Here is a 16,195-nt window from a genome sequence, read left to right on the forward strand (position 1 = left end):
CACCATGCTGGTGTGGGGCCCCCTCCCGTTCGGCTGTGGGCCCTTCCCCCGCCCGCCCCCGGGTGTGCGGCGCGCGCCACTACAGTTGATGCTTATTCCATTGCCGCTTCCAGCGCCTGCGACAGCCGCTCCACCGCAATCACTTCCATGCCCTTCACCGTGCCGGCCTTGGGCGCATTGGCCTTGGGCACGATGGCGCGCTTGAAGCCATGCGTCGCAGCCTCGCGCAGGCGATCCTCACCGTTGGGCACCGGGCGGATCTCACCGGACAAACCCACCTCGCCAAAGGCAATGGTCTTCTCCGCCAGCGGCCGGTCCTGCAGCGAGGACAGCACCGCCAGCAGCACCGGCAGATCGACGGCGGTCTCCTGTACGCGGATGCCGCCAACCACATTCACGAACACGTCCTGATCGCCGACCAGCACGCCGCCATGACGGTGCAGCACCGCCAGCAGCATCGCCAGCCGGTTCTGCTCCAGACCCACCGCCACCCGCCGCGGGTTGGACAATGGCGAGGAATCCACCAGCGCCTGCACTTCCACCAGCAGCGGCCGGGTGCCTTCACGGGTCACCATCACGCAGCTGCCGGGCTGGCGGGTGCTGCCACCAGACAGGAAGATCGCCGATGGATTGGGCACCTCCTTCAAACCTTTTTCGCCCATCGCAAACACGCCCAGCTCATTGACCGCACCAAAGCGGTTCTTGAAGGCGCGCAGGATGCGGAAGCGGCTACCGCTTTCACCTTCGAAATACAGCACCGCATCCACCATGTGCTCAAGCACACGCGGGCCGGCGATACCGCCCTCCTTGGTGACATGGCCGACCAGAAACACAGCCGTACCGGTTTCCTTGGCAAAGCGCACCAGCCGCGCTGCGCTTTCGCGCACCTGGCTGACCGAACCCGGCGCGGCCGTCAGCGCCTCGGTCCACAACGTCTGCACCGAGTCGGCGACGATCAGTTTGGGCCGCGCCTTCACCGCGTGCTGCAGGATGTTCTCGACACCGGTCTCGGACAGTGCGTTGATGCCCTCCAGTGGCAGGTCCAGGCGCACCGCCCGGCCGGCCACCTGCGACAGCGACTCTTCGCCGGTGACGTACAGCACCGGCAAGCTGCTGGCCATCTTGGCCACCGCCTGCAGCAGCAGTGTGGACTTGCCGATACCCGGATCGCCGCCAACCAACACCACCGCGCCTTCCACCAGCCCACCACCCAGCACCCGGTCGAACTCGCTGATGCCGGTGGAAACCCGCAGATGCTCGGTCTGCTGCACGTCCTTCAAGGCGGTGATCCTGGGTGCCTCGACCTTGCCGGCCCAGCCACTGCGGCGTGCCGCCGGCGCCTTTGCCGCCGTGGCGGTCTCAAGCACGATCTCGCTCAGCACGTTCCATACACCACATTCGGTGCACTGGCCCTGCCACTTGCTGTACTCGGCGCCACATTCGCTGCAGACGTATGCGCTGCGGGTCTTGGCCATGGAAATTCCTATCTGCGTCAGCGCCGCAGGATAGCCCACCAATGTCGCAAAGGCTGCGACAGCTAAAGTCCCCGCCACTGCTGCCGCTAGCTAAGCGGGGCTATGCTCCGTCTCGACGTTCAGGAATTCGCATGATCGGCACTTACAATCAGGGCCTCGTTGTCGTCTCGTTGCTGGTGGCGATCCTTGCCTCCTACACCGCGCTGGACATGTCAGCGCGTGTTGCCAGCAGCCAAAGCCGTCGGGCAGCGCGCATCTGGCTGGTGGGTGGCGCGGTGGCGATGGGCCTGGGCATCTGGTCGATGCATTTCATCGGCATGCTCGCCTTCAAGCTGCCGATCCCGGTCGGCTACGACCTGCTCCTGACCGTCTGTTCGCTGGCGGCATCCATTGCCGCCTCCATGTATGCACTGTGGCTGGTGTCGCGGCAACGGCTAGCAGTCAGCCGCCTGTTGGCTGGCGCGGTGCTGATGGGACTGGGCATTGCCGCCATGCACTACATCGGCATGGCTGCAATGCAGATGCAGCCTGGCATCGATTACGACCCGGCATGGTTCACCGCTTCGATCCTGATCGCCATCGGCGCCTCGGCGGCGGCACTGTGGATCGCACAGCGCCTGCGCCATGAACAACCCAGGCTGATGCCGATGCGCCTGCTCGCATCGCTGGTGATGGGCATTGCCATCGTCGGCATGCACTACACCGGCATGGCTGCTGCACGCTTTCCCGCCAACGCCATCTGCGGCGCGATCAGCGGTGGCGGGCTGGATACACACCTGCTTGCCGGGCTGGTGATCGTCACCACGATTGCCACCCTTGCCGTCGCACTGCTGGCCTCGGTTTTCGACGGACAGATGCGGTTGCGTACCGGCCTGTTGGCCCATTCACTGGCCAATGCCAATGAAAAGCTGGTGCAGGCAGCCCTGCACGACCCCCTGACCCAGCTGCCAAACCGCGTGCTGCTGCAGGACCGCATCGAGCGCGCCATCGAGAAAGCCAACCGGCGCGAATTCGGACTGGCCTTGATGTTCTGCGACCTGGATGGCTTCAAGAACGTCAACGACGCCTACGGCCACCAGCTTGGTGACCGCCTGCTGGTGCAGTTCAGCAGGAAGATCAGCGCATTGCTGCGCAGCCAGGACACCTTCGCCCGCCTCGGTGGCGATGAGTTCGTCATCGTGATGGCGATCGATACACCCGACGATGCTGCACTGATGGCTGAGCAGATCAGCGCCGCCATCAGTACGCCCTTCCTGATCGACAATGCCGAGCTACTGGTCAGCACCAGCATCGGCATCGCCCTGTACCCAGAGGACGCCAGCAACGAACGCGAGTTGATGATGCATGCCGATGCGGCCATGTATCACGTCAAGCACAGCGGCCGGAACGGCCACGCATTCTTCACCTCGACCATGCAGGCAGGTACGCGCCAGCGCCTGCGCCTGCTGCAGGACCTGCGCCACGCAACCGCACGCAATGAACTGGTATTGCACTACCAACCCAAGTTCCCGGCCGGCGGCAGCCGCGCCAACGGTGCCGAAGCGCTGCTGCGCTGGAACCATCCGGAGCTGGGCCTGCTGTCGCCCGATGTATTCATTCCCGTTGCCGAACGCAGCGGCCTGATCATCCCGATCGGCGAATGGGTGCTGGACGCCGCCTGCGCACAGCTGCGTAGCTGGCATGACGCCGGCAACACGGATTGGTCAATGGCGGTGAACCTGTCACCACTGCAGTTCGCCTCGCCGACGCTGGTGGAGACGGTGCGCTGTGCGCTTGAGCGCCACGCACTGGACCCACGCCAGTTGACCCTGGAGGTCACCGAAAGCACCGCAATGAAGGACGTGGATGCCAGCCTGCAGATACTGGAAGCATTGACCGCGATGGGCGTACGCATCGCCATCGATGACTTCGGCACCGGGTACTCCAGCCTGCTCTATCTCAAGCGCATGCCAGCGACGGAACTCAAGATCGACCGTGCCTTCGTCCGTGACCTGGAGCACAACAGCGAGGATGCGGCCATCGTCTCCTCGATCATCGCACTGGGCCGCACGCTGCAATTGCAGGTCGTCGCCGAAGGCGTGGAAACCGAGGCGCAACGTAACTTCCTTGGCGAACTGGGCTGCGACGTATTGCAGGGTTACCACCTCGGCCGGCCGATGGCGGCTGCGGATTTCATCAGCCGCAATAGCTGAAGCAAGCCCGCCGTTTGTAGGAGCGGCGTAAGCCGCGAAGCTGGCAACGCCTGAAAAGCCCGAAAGCCACCCCCTCCCCAGCCCTCCCCTTGGCTTCGCCAGAGGGAGGGGGCAACCGAGCCATGCTCGGCAGCGGCTTCGCCAACAATGCCAGCCAGCCTTGTGGGAGCGGCGTAAGCCGCGAAGTCCGGGATTCTGCAGATCCCAGGAATGCCGCCCCCTTAAGGATGGCCAGCTTCGCGGCTTGCGCCGCTCCTACAGCTGCAGCTGGCGGGTGCATTGCCGGGAAGGCCCCTGCCGAGCATGGCTCGGCACTACAAAAGCGAAACAAAAACAAAGGCCGCCTTGCGGCGGCCTTTGTTCAACATCCAAGCGATCAAACCGCTCAGTGCATCATGTGAGCGTTCATGTTCCACATGACCCACAACGTACCCAGCACGATGATGCCGATCACCACCAGGGTGAACATGCCGGCATTGACGTTCCAGCGGGCAGCCGAGGAACGGTCAAGGTGCAGGAAGAACACCAGGTGCACCAGCAGCTGCAGGATGCCTGCAACCACGATCACCGCGCCGGTGGCGAAGCTGGACATGCCACCGCTCATCACCACCCAGAACGGGATGATGGTGAGCACTGCAGCCAGCACGAAGCCGATCAGGTAAGACTTGACGCTGCCGTGGCTTTCGCCAGCGGCACCGTGTGCATGATTGTCATGTGCGGACATTACATCGCTCCCGACAGATAAACGACAGAGAACACGCCAATCCAGACCAGATCCAGGAAGTGCCAGAACAGGCTCAGGCATGCCATGCGGGTCTTGTTGCGCGGGGTCAGGCCATCCTGCTTGAGCTGGATGAACATCACTGCCAACCACAGCAGACCAGCGGTCACGTGCAGACCGTGGGTACCAACCAGGGCGAAGAACGCCGACAGGAAGGCACTCTTGTCCGGGCCGTGGCCGTTATGGATCAGGTGGTTGAACTCCCAGATTTCCATGCCCATGAAGCCGGCACCCAGCAGCCAGGTGATGGCCAGCCAGAAGAACATCAGGCCCTTCTTCGACTGGTGCATGGCGATCATGCCCAGGCCGAAGGTCAGCGAGGACACCAGCAGCAGCGCGGTTTCCCACGCCACGAACGGCAGCTCGAACAGGTCCTTGGCCGACGGGCCACCATTGGTGCCGCCGGACAGAACCACATACGTCACGAACAGGGTGGCGAAGATGAGCAGATCGCTCATCAGGTACACCCAGAAACCGAAGACGGTGTTCTCGCTGGTGTCGTGATGCTCGTGGTGGTCATCGCCATGGTCCGCAGCGTGCGCTGCGGAACCGTGGGTCATCGTGTGGGCGTTCGTGCTCATGCCTTCACCTCGGTCTTCACCAAGCCCTGAGCTTCCAGGTGCTTACGGTGTTCGTTTTCGATACGTTCCACCTCGGCCGCCGGCACCCAGTAATCCACGTCCTTGTCGAAGGTACGGTAGATGAAGGTGGCGATCATGCCGACCAGGCCGATGATGGCCAGCAACCAGATGTGCCAGACCATCGCAAAACCCAGCACCAGGCTGAACGCGCCGATGACAACGCCGGTGCCGGTGTTCTTCGGCATATGGATGTCGCTGTACTTGGCCGGCTTCTGCCAGGCTTCGCCGCGCTGCTTGCGGTGCCAGAATTCGTCCAGCTCCTCACCCTTGGGCAGGGTGGCGAAGTTGTAGAACTGCACCGGGGAAGCGGTTTCCCACTCCAGGGTACGGGCATCCCACGGATCGCCAGTCAGGTCAGCATTCTTCTTGCGGTCGCGGATGGACACGGCGATCTGGATCACCTGGCACAGGATGCCCAGGGCGATGATCGCGGCGCCGACAGCAGCAACGATGAAGTACGGCTGGTAGTCCATGTTCGGGTAGCTCTGCATACGACGCGTGGCACCCATGAAGCCCAGTGCGTAAAGCGGCATGAAGGCCACGTAGAAGCCGATGAACCAGCCCCAGAACGCACGCTTGCCCCAGGTTTCATTCAAGGTGAAACCGAACATCTTCGGCCACCAGTAGGTGATACCGGCAAACATGCCGAACACCACGCCGCCGATGATGACGTTATGGAAGTGGGCAATCAGGAACAGCGAGTTGTGCAGCACGAAGTCGATGGCCGGGATCGCCAACATCACGCCGGTCATGCCGCCGATGGTGAAGGTGACCATGAAGCCGATCGTCCACAACACCGGCGAGGTGAAGTGCACGCGGCCGCGGTACATCGTGAACAGCCAGTTGAAGATCTTCACGCCGGTCGGGATCGAGATGATCATCGTCGTGATGCCGAAGAAGGCATTGACGTTGGCACCCGAGCCCATGGTGAAGAAGTGGTGCAACCACACCAGGAACGACAGCACACCGATCGCACAGGTGGCGTAGACCATGCCCTTGTAGCCGAACAGGGTCTTGCGCGAGAACGTGGCGATCACTTCAGAGAACACACCAAATGCCGGCAGCACCAGGATGTAGACCTCCGGGTGGCCCCAGATCCAGATCAGGTTGATGTACAGCATGGCGTTGCCGCCACCATCGTTGGTGAAGAAATGCGTACCCAGGTAACGGTCCAGGGTCAGCAGCACCAGGGTGATGGTCAGCACCGGGAAGGCAGCAATGATCAGCAGGTTGGTGACCAGGGCGGTCCAGCTGAACACCGGCATGTGCATCAGCTTCATGCCCGGGCTACGCATCTTGAGGATGGTGATGAAGAAGTTGATACCGCTCAGCGTGGTACCCAGGCCGGAGACCTGCAGCGCCCAGATGTAGTAATCCATACCGACGCTTGGACTGTATTCCAACCCCGACAAGGGTGGGAACGCCAACCAGCCGGTCGCGGCGAACTCACCGATCCACAGCGAGATCATCATCAGGCCGCAGCCTGCGACGAACAGCCAGAAGCTCAGCGAGTTCAGGAACGGGAAGGCAACGTCGCGGGCACCAATCTGCAGCGGCACCACCAGGTTCATCAAACCGGTGATCAGCGGCATGGCCACGAAGAAGATCATGATCACGCCGTGGGCGGTGAAGATCTGGTCGTAGTGGTGTGGCGGCAGATAGCCTTCGGCGCCGCCAGCAGCAACCGCCTGCTGGGCACGCATCATGATCGCGTCGGAGAAGCCACGCAGCAGCATCACGAACGCCACGATCAGGTACATCGCGCCGATCTTCTTGTGGTCCACCGAGGTGAACCACTCCTTCCACAGGTAGCCCCACAGCTTGAACTTGGTGACCGCGGCTACAACAGCCAGGCCGCCCAGCATCGCGCCGATGAGGGTGGTGAGCACGATGGGATCGTGCGGCAGTGAATCAAGAGAGAGTTTTCCAAGCATCGTCATTCTCCCGAGGCGCCATGGCCGGCATGTGCGGCTTCGGCGGGCTCGTTGGCAGTGTGACCGGCGTGGCCGTCAGCCGTGGCGGCAGCAGGCGCAGCGGCGGCAGGAGCCTCGTGGCTCATGGCAGCGTGGTCCATCGCGTCATGGCCCATCGCAGCGTGGTCCATGGCTTCGGCCTGCATCGCCTCGTGGCCAGCACCTTCGTGCGACATCTTCTTGCCATCGTGCTTCATGCCGAAGTGGTGATTCTCACCGGCATGCTTGGCAATGATGGCGTCGAACAGGCCCTTCTCGGTACTGCCGTAATAGGTCACCGGGTGCCAGTCGTGGTTCTGCTCGGTGGTGAGTTCAGCGAACGCCTTCTGGTCCATGACCTTGGCATCGCCGCGCACCTTGGCCAACCAGGCCTGGTATTCCTCATTGCTCACCGCATGCGCGGTGAAATGCATCTTGCTGAAGCCTGCACCGCTGTAATGCGAGGAGCGGCCTTCATAGCTGCCTGCCTCGTTGGCGATCAGGTGCAGCTTGGTTTCCATGCCGGCCATCGAGTAGATCATGCTGCCCAGATGCGGAATGAAGAACGCATTCATCACCGTATCGGCGGTGATCTTGAAGTTCAGCGGGGCATCAACCGGGAAGGTCAGCTCGTTGACCACGGCGATGTTTTCTTCCGGGTAGACGAACAGCCACTTCCAGTCCAGCGAGATCGCTTCGATCACCACCGGCTTGGTATCGGACTCCAGCGGCTTGTACGGATCCAGCGCATGCGAAGAACGCCAGGTCAGCACGGCCAGGACCAGGATGATCATGCACGGGATCGACCAGACCACCACTTCGATGGCGGTGGAGTGAGACCAGTTGGGCTCGTAACGGGCCTTGGTGTTGGATGCGCGGTACTTCCACGCGAACACCAGCGTCAGCACGATCACTGGGATGACCACCAGCAGCATCAGCACCGTACAGGTGATCAGCAGCGTGAGTTCATCCCGGGCGATCTGGCCCTTGGGGTCAAACAGGGCCCAGTCGCAGCCCGTCATCATGACGGCCATAGCGACAATGAGGCCCGGACGCAAAAAGCGTCCAAGAGTTTTCAACGGAATCATCGGTCGATCCAATTGCGAGGGAGAGCCGGACCTGGCAAGCCCATACATGCAAACGCAAACGAGCGCCCGGGGATTGCCCACCGGGGAGACATGTAGGGGGTTGTCAGATTTCAGCCCCGCAATTTTAGGCCTTCACGCACCACTTAAGAAAGGTATTGACAATGATTTCGCGCAGCAAAAGCGGGCAATCCTGTGCGACACGTTGTCGCACCTGCGCAGTGCCTTGACCCTGGCGTTGTCGCGATGCCCGCCTTCACGCCTTGGGCCCGCATCACCTGCGCCACGCAGGCAGCTTCAAGCCGGAAATCGATCACGCGCCAAAGACATGCACTCTGATGCGAACAACGAACCGAAAACACCTGAAGCTAAAAATAAAACAAAATCAATGCGTTACAAGACATCGGCCATGTGCCACGACCGAGCCTGCATCGGCATGCCAGCGAAGCCGACAAGAAACCCCGTCATTCAGGTAAGCCCGGCCCCGGTTCAGCCAGGGTAGGTACGCACGAGACAAAGGGCTCGATCAGTGCAAGATGCCCCATTACCGAGGCATACAGGCCTGTGCGGCAGGAACCTTGTTGATACGCAGGCAACGGATCTCACCTCACTCAACGCCCGGCTACACCATTGCACCCTGACCTGCAGTTCCGCTGCCCGGCATCAACCTCAAAACTGAATTCAACTACCACCCATCACCATGCCGCACCGGCATCCACTGAAGAGATCAGAACGTCACATCCACAGTGATGGTATCGGCATAGCTGCCAGCGGGCGGCGTCGCCTGCTCCGAATACACTCTGGCGTTGTAGTTGAATATCTGGCTACCGACACCCAACCCATTGCCTGGATTCACGTCGGCATCCGCGCTTGAACGCCTAGCCGAACCGATACTTCCCCAGACAGTCGTTCCAGCGGACTTGAAAATATCGTAGGCAAGAAGCTTGGGGCCCGATGCCATATGCCGCCGCCCACCATTCGGATTCTGCCCGCCACCGAGCCCTACCGTGTACGGACTGCCCTTAGTGCAGCTGACCCCGACGGACTGATTGACCGTTGGGAATGCAGCTACTACCGGAGCGTCACCAAAGGAAATATTGGGAGCACTGATCGTGCAGTCGTTGCTGACCGTCACACTGACCGTGAGGGGAACGGTCCCACTGCTGATATCCCTGCCCGTGCAGGTCCCGGAGCTGTCATAGCCGGTGCAATAGTCCCAATCCCAGTACAAGGACAGTATTTCACTGTAGACACCCGCCGCCGGATTACCCCCTGTAGCGGTTCCAAAATACAGGGGAACATTTACTGGCACCGTACTACCCAAGGCCCCCAGTGAATCCATGATGCTGTTCCGCGCCATGTCATACCGGGTACTGCGATTGATCACATAAGCCGGATCCGTGCTGTTGGTCGCGTAGATGTTGTAGTTGAGCACATCACCCGTCGGCCCGATCAATCCTGTGCCGCTCGAAGTCACTGTCACATATACATGATCATCCGCTCTCAACAAACTCAGCAGATTGCCAGAGCAGCGCAAGCCTGCATTGATGGTGGAAGTGGACTGCACAGCTGTTCGCGCGCGATTCGAGCTGATATCACCGAAGCTGGCAGACTCGCTGGCTACCGTGGCGCACAAGGCCGCCGCCCGCGGCGCAAGCAGGAACGAGGTAAACAGCAGCGCAATGCGGACAGGGAGATTCATCGGCATACCAGGGGGGCGGTCATCAATATCGGCTCACTGCCCTCATCGGCGCTGAATTCCGCCGAGCAGCTGTTGCCATCGGATAAGGTCAACTGCAGGTGGTTCTTCTTGCCCACGTTTTCCAGGTAGACCAGGCCATCCCAGCCCACCACGGTGCTCACGCCGGTTTCCTGATGGCGGACGCTCGAACCCAACGGCAGCGGACGACCATTGGCATCGGTCAGCACAAGGCTGGCAGCACGCACACGCATCACCGGAAACTCCAGCAGGTAACCGCTGCGCGCCCGCACCATCACCCTTTCCTCGATCCGCGAACTGCGCACATCGGCCGGCAGGTTCAACATGTCCAGCTCATACTTGGCCGGGTAATAGGCCCTGCTCCACGGCACCAGCAGGTGCCCGCTCTTTCCGCTGCGCCCAACATTCTGGTTCTCATAGCGCACAGGCACCCCGGCGTATCCGTTCGTACTGACCACCACGAACGCATCGTCGACGCGATTGCCGGCAAAGAAGTGCCCATCCATCCACACCGTGGAGCCACTGATGCCCCCCCAGCGTGTCATCGCCCCCGAACTGCCATAGATACCGGCCTGCAGCTGCACCAGGTCACCACGCCAGGTGGCATCCATTTGCCGGTAATCATCGCCATCGCCATGGGCATAGCCGAAGCCGTAACCAAAACCGCCATCGGTAGGCGTCTGCCGGCTGAAATTCACCCGCTCACGCAGCTCCCCGCGCCGGTCCCGCTCGGCGGCGACTGCGAAATTGTTGCGCGCCCCCATTGGCACCGTCAGCTGTGCCGCGGCTGACCAGCCTCCGGTTTCCACGTCGCGATTGGCCGATAGGAAGAAACTCAGCCCCCGCCGCCATGACCGGCTCCACGACAGGTTGAGCAGACGGCTACGCGAGTCGTCGGGGTTACGCACATCGAAGTAGCCCAGCCCGGCACTCCCCCAGTTGCCGAGGCGCGCGCTCACCGTAGCCTGTTCACTGCGCCTGCTCGCAAGCAGCGTCTGCGTGCTGATGGCCCCCAGGTCCGCATAGCCGGACTGGCGCTGCAGGCGCTGGTAGGCAAGGCCGTACCAGGGCGCGTTGTATTGATAGCCAAGCGCGAACTGCTGGCCACTCCGCCCCTGGAACCGGCTCCGGCTTGCCGCCGTATTGATCACCCCCAGAGTGCCCACGCGCACATTCGCACCGCCGCCTGCCAGTGACAGGCCGTTCGCTGCTTCCGCGTGCCCCTCCAGGGTCAACCAGTCCGTCACACCGTAACGCAGGGTGCCGCTACCGGCCGCTTCGCCGTAGCTGAAATTGCGGATTGCATAATCATTGCGCAGTTTGCCGGCTGCAACGGAGAAGTCCACCAGACCCGGCTGCAGCAAGCGCGTACTAACGTAGAACGGCAGCGTGGTCGAAACCTGCCGGCCCAAGGCATCGGTGGTGATCACCACCGCCTCGCCCGCCCCGTTGATCAGCGGAATATTGGTCAAGGTATATGGGCCGGGCTTCAACTCCGTGCTCGAGGACTTGTAACCGTTCACGAACAGGTCCAGCGCGGTGGGTACCGCCACTTCACCTGCAAACTGGGGTATCGGGTAGGTCACCAGGTCTGGCCGCACGCCGAAGTCGCGTGACAACTGCACACCGCCCAATCGAAACGCATTGCTCCAAGGCAACGCTCCAGTCACCACGTCACCCGCCTCATAGGTCAGCAGGCTGTCCTCATCGGAGAAGCGCCACGTGGTGTCGTAGCGGCGATAGCCCGTTTGTCCACGCCCGCCCGCCCTGCCGCCAAAGCTGCGCCGATACTGACCGGTGCTGATCAAGCTGCCGGCGCCTCCGAAGATGCGCAGTTCGCTCCATGCCGCCATGTAGCCGCTGTCACCCTGGACATCGTTGACATAGACGTCGTAGTTGAAGATGGCACCCGGGCTGACCCGTGCCGTCATCTTCGGCGCGGCTTCCCGGTAGTTCACCGTCTGCCGAGACAACCACGCTGGCGGTACATCCAGCATCAATCGCAGCATGGCACGGTCGTAACCAACCTGCAGCCCCGGCACCTGCTCCAGCGCGATGTCGGCGGCGGTGATCGCCGGCGGCAGTGTCATGCCGGCGGCACGCAGTGCCTCCGCGCTGGCGTACAACTGACCCGCCCACTCCTGCACGATGATCTGCTGCCCGGTTTCCACCTGGTTGAGCACTAGGTCCAGGTGCAGCGGCAGCGGCGCTGAATCCGGCGGCGGCAGCGGCAGCTCCCCGGCCCGCGCAGGCATCAGCGGCAGCATGCCCATGGCGGCCACATTGCCCAACAGACAAAACCGGATGGCCCAGCCCAGGCGTCGCGTCGCAGAGAGAACGCTGCGCTCATGTGACTGCAGGGGGCTATGGCAGTCCGCCCCCGGAAGCCGGCATTGCACGTCAGCTCCGATCATCGCGTGCTTACTCAATGGCAAAGTGCTGCAGCTGGGGGGCGCCATTGACGCGCAACACCAACTCTCCCTTGCCCTTGTCCACCGACGACAGCGGCCAACGCATCGTCGCACCAGGCAGCACATAGCCCATCAGCCCGTCATACAGCACCTCGCGCTTGCCCGGATGCTCCTGCGCCACTTCGGTCAGACGCGCGTGCGTTCGCCCATCATTGCGGATCTGCAGATAGGCCTTGCCATCCTCCAGCACGCGCTGCACGACAAGCCTGGGAGCAGCATCACCCGCCAGCTCCGGGCGCGACACCTGCCGGGCCGCATCCGGCGACAAGCCGTTGCCGTAGACAAACAACGGCACCATGTAGCGCATGCTGAAGCTCACCGTTGCCGAAGCAGCACCATCGGCCTGTACTGCACCGGGAATTTCGTCGATGACCACCCGATAGGCCTGCTGCACGCCGGCAGGCGTCTGGCTCATGCGGGTCAAGCGGATCAACTGCTTCTGCCCCGGCGCCACCTGGGCCATCTGCGGGATGCCGATCACCTCACGCTGGTTCTGGTATTGCTCTTCGAAACCCTGCTGCGCCCATGACAACACGCGTATCTGCAGGTTCACGGGGCTATCGCCCTTGTTCTCCAGCCACAGCGCCGTGCTTTGCTGCTCGTTCTGGAGCACAGGATCTATCGGCCAGATCAGCACCGAACTGGCTGCCGAAGCCGCGCCGATGGACAGCAGCATACCCAGCACCGTGCCGACGGCAAGAATCCGCTTGAACAGGAACACCCTGACTTCAATCATTTTTCACCACGTCAGCTGTATCTGCGCTACATCGCTGTAGGTGCCCGCAGGCAACCCAGCAGGAATCGTCACCCGACCGTAGATGGGCAACGCAATATCGTTCGGATTCGAATAGTCGACCGCTACCGACTGCCCAACCGACAGCGACCTGTTGAATCCGGCGTCGCCATACAACTGGTAAGGGATGCGCTCGTTCCCGCTGTTGCGCTTCATCCCTCGTCCCGTATTAACCTCGAAGTTCAGGCCACCATCCACGGTCATCGACAAGGCAACGCCGGGCGTGCACTGAAGCCTCACCCCTGACACCAGCGCCGTGGTCACGCTTCCCTGCATCAGGGTAGCCTGTGTCTGATAGTTGAGATTTCCGTAGTCCGAGCCGCCGCCTACGACCAGACACCCCGACACGATCCTCGCACTCACCTGGAAGGTGGTTGATGGATCGGCACACGCGACGTCGGCGGCGTACATCAGCCCCCACGCCACGATCCCCAATCTTGCCAATTGCAGCCACATGATCAGAACGACAGCTCGACCGCGATGGTGTCGATATAGGCACCCGCGGGCAGCCCCGCCTTGCCAACGGCCCTGCCGTATAGATTGACCGTCTGTGCAGTGCCCGTACTGGTAGCAAGCGTCACGGTTCCGTTGATCGCCAGCAGCTGGCTGTGACCGGAATCGGTATACAGATCGTAAGGTACAAAATTGCCAGCGCCATCCGCCAACGCTCGCGTGCCTCCTGTCGATTGCCCATCGTTTGACCCACCGCGGACCTTGATCGCGGGGACAGCGCCCGCTGAACAATGGATGGTCATCGCGCCACCGCCGACAGCCAATACCTGGGTACTGGCCGAAGTAAACAGCGCAACCTGGCTACCGAAATTCAGCTTGCCAAAATCCAAGCCCGAGGCGCCACTGGTGCCATTGACCTGGCAGCCCCCCATCAGGTTCAACGACGCATCGATGGTACCGCTCAGCGTCGCGGCCTGACCCACCTGCGCTGACAGCACACCGCCGACAAGCAGGCCTGCGCGTAACATCCAAGGAATCATCCCCAATCTCCTGTTTGAACAATTTGAACAAGGCCACAAGCGGATGCGTGCAGCGACCGCCCACGGCGAAGCAGGCAGGCGCGGACCTCCACGCCAACCCGCCCTGCACTTAGAACGACAGCGTCACGCTGATTGTGTCGGTATAGGTACCTGCAGGCAGGCCGGCCTTGCCCACGGCCTTGCCCCAGACATTGAACGTCTGCGCCGCGCCGGTGCTGGTGGCCAGAGGGATGACCCCGGTGTTTGACAACAGGTTGTTGAGGCCCGAATCGGTATAGAGATCGTATGGCACGTAATTGCCGGCGCCATCGGCCAGGGCACGCGACCCTCCAGCAGATTGTCCATCGTGCAGCCCCCCCTGGATCGTCACCGTCGGCGTGACGCCCGCCGAGCATAGGATGGCGACAGCGCCACCGCCACTGGCCTGGAGCTGCGTGCCTACCTGCGTAAACAGCGACGTGGCTGTACCAAAGTTCAGCGTGCCGAAATTGAGATTGGAGGCTCCGCTGGCGCCATTGACCAGGCAGGACGAAGTCAGGGTCAATGAACTGCGGATCTGCCCGGTGACCTGGGTAGCCGCCACGGCCGATGTAGCCAGCAACATCCCACACACCAGCACGCCCACTCGCCCGATGAAACGATGCATCACGCCCCCTTGGATTGGCACCATCACAGAATTCGGGATTTTATAAACCACAAACGTAAGAGCAGATCGACGGAAGTCTTACCACAGGGGGCTCTCAAGGAACTTAGATACCCTCAGATACCCTCAGGAACGACGTCCAGGCCGGCGTCCACACCCGGACACGCTCCATTGACGGCGCGCGGATGCCGCCTGCCCGGCCGTGTGGCGGCGCTCCGGTTTGTCGCTGAGCGCAGAATCGCCACAAAAAGAAAAGGCCCGCACAAGGCGGGCCTGATCTGGTGCCGGAAATAGGAATCGAACCTACGACCTACGCATTACGAATGCGCCGCTCTACCAACTGAGCTATTCCGGCGAAGGCGCGAATTGTAGGCAAAACGGGGGGCAGCGGTCAATCCGCACAGCGCACAAGGCTGTCCCAAGCCTTCAGACGACTGCCGCCGGCACACTTTGCCGGTAGCCCTACCTAGCCAACAACCCTCACTGCAAAGGGAGCTGAGCGCCACTGCGCGCAATTCAACGCCGCACCCGCACTTACCGACCCAACCGCCGCACCGCAGCCAACCGATACGCCCTCAGCCTTGCATGCAGCATCGCGTCGCCAGCAAACCCCATCCCGGCCGGTAACAACGCCGGATCAAAGGCCAATTTGCGCTGGCTGGCCTGCTGCGGCAGCAGCCGCTCCAGCCAGATATGACCGAGCGCGAACGATGGTGCAGCCGGGTCCCAGCTGCGGGTAATGTCGGCCGGGTCCTCGCCTTCGGGTGCCGGGGTGAACAGCAGGGCGAATACCACGTTGCCTTTGGACAGTTCACCGCGCATACGCTTGTCCAGATAGTCCGGACCGTCCGGCGGCGCGCGAGCGACGTAAGGTTTGGTCGCGCGCACGCTGAGGCGGCCGATGCGCGTGTGTCCGTCCGGGGCGATCAGCCGGTAGACGTGCAGCATGTGGTAATCCAAGGCGCTGAAGCTGCTGGTCAGCGCGCCCGCACGCAGTCCCTCGAAGCGCGCAACCGCTGGGCAGCCGGCCATCTGCGCAGCCAGCATCGCTGGCGAGCGTTCGCGCTGGTTCACTGCATTCAAGAAGGCTAGAAACGCTTCGGGGTCACCGGCCGGAAAGCCTTCCAGCGAATGCCCGACCAGCACCATCGCCGCCTTGTTGCCGATCCGCAGCGCCAGGCCGCGCGGCTCGCCGGCGGGGCTGCGTTGATCGATATGCGGATTGGCGCCGGAGCTGGAGAAGCGCGCAAGCACGCGCAGCTCCTCACCGCCGAATACCGCCGCCATGCAGAACTGCGGTGCGGTCGAGGTGGCGCGGAAGTGGCCCTCCACCAGCAGGCCGCGCGCATGATTCACGCGGCCACCTGCCGCCACCTTTGCCCCGGCGTGCAGGGCAGCGAACAACGCCTGCGACATGTCCGTCGCCATCGCCGTGTCCTCCCACCGCATC

At 62.3% G+C, this 16,195-nt stretch carries 13 protein-coding genes and 1 tRNA gene; 1 reads left to right on the plus strand and 13 read right to left on the minus strand.

Annotated features, from left to right (window positions below):
• Positions 1 to 92: 92 nt before the first annotated feature.
• Complete coding sequence (gene radA / locus ACVOL0_RS13595; RefSeq protein WP_481549553.1) at positions 93 to 1,475, minus strand: DNA repair protein RadA; 1,383 nt, start codon at positions 1,473 to 1,475, stop codon at positions 93 to 95.
• 131 nt (positions 1,476 to 1,606) lie between these two features.
• Between radA and ACVOL0_RS13600 the strand changes: the two genes are divergently transcribed.
• On the plus strand, positions 1,607 to 3,667 hold the full coding sequence (locus tag ACVOL0_RS13600) for a putative bifunctional diguanylate cyclase/phosphodiesterase (RefSeq protein WP_481549554.1): 2,061 nt from the start codon (positions 1,607 to 1,609) through the stop codon (positions 3,665 to 3,667).
• A gap of 385 nt (positions 3,668 to 4,052) precedes the next feature.
• Here ACVOL0_RS13600 and cyoD read toward each other — a convergent pair whose 3' ends face one another.
• From cyoD to ACVOL0_RS13660, 12 genes are all read right to left on the minus strand, one after another.
• Entirely contained in the window at positions 4,053 to 4,391 is a 339-nt protein-coding gene (gene cyoD / locus ACVOL0_RS13605) for a cytochrome o ubiquinol oxidase subunit IV (RefSeq protein ID WP_313169194.1), read from the minus strand.
• Positions 4,391 to 5,029, minus strand: coding sequence for a cytochrome o ubiquinol oxidase subunit III (gene cyoC, locus ACVOL0_RS13610; protein WP_481528514.1), 639 nt, complete (start codon positions 5,027 to 5,029; stop codon positions 4,391 to 4,393). The genes cyoD and cyoC overlap by 1 nt, the downstream gene beginning before the upstream one ends.
• Positions 5,026 to 7,023, minus strand: a complete 1,998-nt coding sequence (cyoB, locus tag ACVOL0_RS13615; RefSeq protein ID WP_481549555.1) for a cytochrome o ubiquinol oxidase subunit I — start codon at positions 7,021 to 7,023, stop codon at positions 5,026 to 5,028. The genes cyoC and cyoB overlap by 4 nt, the downstream gene beginning before the upstream one ends.
• A gap of 2 nt (positions 7,024 to 7,025) precedes the next feature.
• A complete protein-coding gene (gene cyoA / locus ACVOL0_RS13620) occupies positions 7,026 to 8,129 on the minus strand; it encodes a ubiquinol oxidase subunit II (protein WP_481549556.1) in 1,104 nt (367 codons plus the stop codon).
• Positions 8,130 to 8,853: 724 nt separating this feature from the next.
• Complete coding sequence (locus tag ACVOL0_RS13625; protein WP_481549557.1) at positions 8,854 to 9,828, minus strand: Csu type fimbrial protein; 975 nt, start codon at positions 9,826 to 9,828, stop codon at positions 8,854 to 8,856.
• Positions 9,825 to 12,128 carry a fimbria/pilus outer membrane usher protein gene (locus ACVOL0_RS13630; protein WP_481549571.1) on the minus strand — a complete coding sequence of 768 codons (2,304 nt, stop codon included), beginning with the start codon at positions 12,126 to 12,128 and terminating at the stop codon, positions 9,825 to 9,827. The genes ACVOL0_RS13625 and ACVOL0_RS13630 overlap by 4 nt, the downstream gene beginning before the upstream one ends.
• Positions 12,129 to 12,267: 139 nt before the next feature.
• Positions 12,268 to 13,053, minus strand: a complete 786-nt coding sequence (locus tag ACVOL0_RS13635) for a fimbrial biogenesis chaperone (protein WP_481549558.1) — start codon at positions 13,051 to 13,053, stop codon at positions 12,268 to 12,270.
• A 3-nt stretch (positions 13,054 to 13,056) separates the two neighbouring features.
• The gene (locus ACVOL0_RS13640; RefSeq protein ID WP_481549559.1) at positions 13,057 to 13,566 is read right to left on the minus strand and encodes a Csu type fimbrial protein; all 510 of its coding nucleotides are present in this window, start codon (positions 13,564 to 13,566) and stop codon (positions 13,057 to 13,059) included.
• Positions 13,567 to 13,568: 2 nt separating this feature from the next.
• Entirely contained in the window at positions 13,569 to 14,102 is a 534-nt protein-coding gene (locus tag ACVOL0_RS13645; protein ID WP_481549560.1) for a Csu type fimbrial protein, read from the minus strand.
• A 109-nt stretch (positions 14,103 to 14,211) separates the two neighbouring features.
• The gene (locus tag ACVOL0_RS13650) at positions 14,212 to 14,748 is read right to left on the minus strand and encodes a Csu type fimbrial protein (protein ID WP_481549561.1); all 537 of its coding nucleotides are present in this window, start codon (positions 14,746 to 14,748) and stop codon (positions 14,212 to 14,214) included.
• Between the two features lie 276 nt (positions 14,749 to 15,024).
• Positions 15,025 to 15,100 (minus strand) — tRNA-Thr (locus ACVOL0_RS13655).
• A 179-nt stretch (positions 15,101 to 15,279) separates the two neighbouring features.
• Positions 15,280 to 16,173 carry a catalase gene (locus tag ACVOL0_RS13660; RefSeq protein ID WP_481549562.1) on the minus strand — a complete coding sequence of 298 codons (894 nt, stop codon included), beginning with the start codon at positions 16,171 to 16,173 and terminating at the stop codon, positions 15,280 to 15,282.
• Positions 16,174 to 16,195: the final 22 nt, after the last annotated feature.

This window comes from Stenotrophomonas sp. STEN021 (assembly GCF_056760175.1).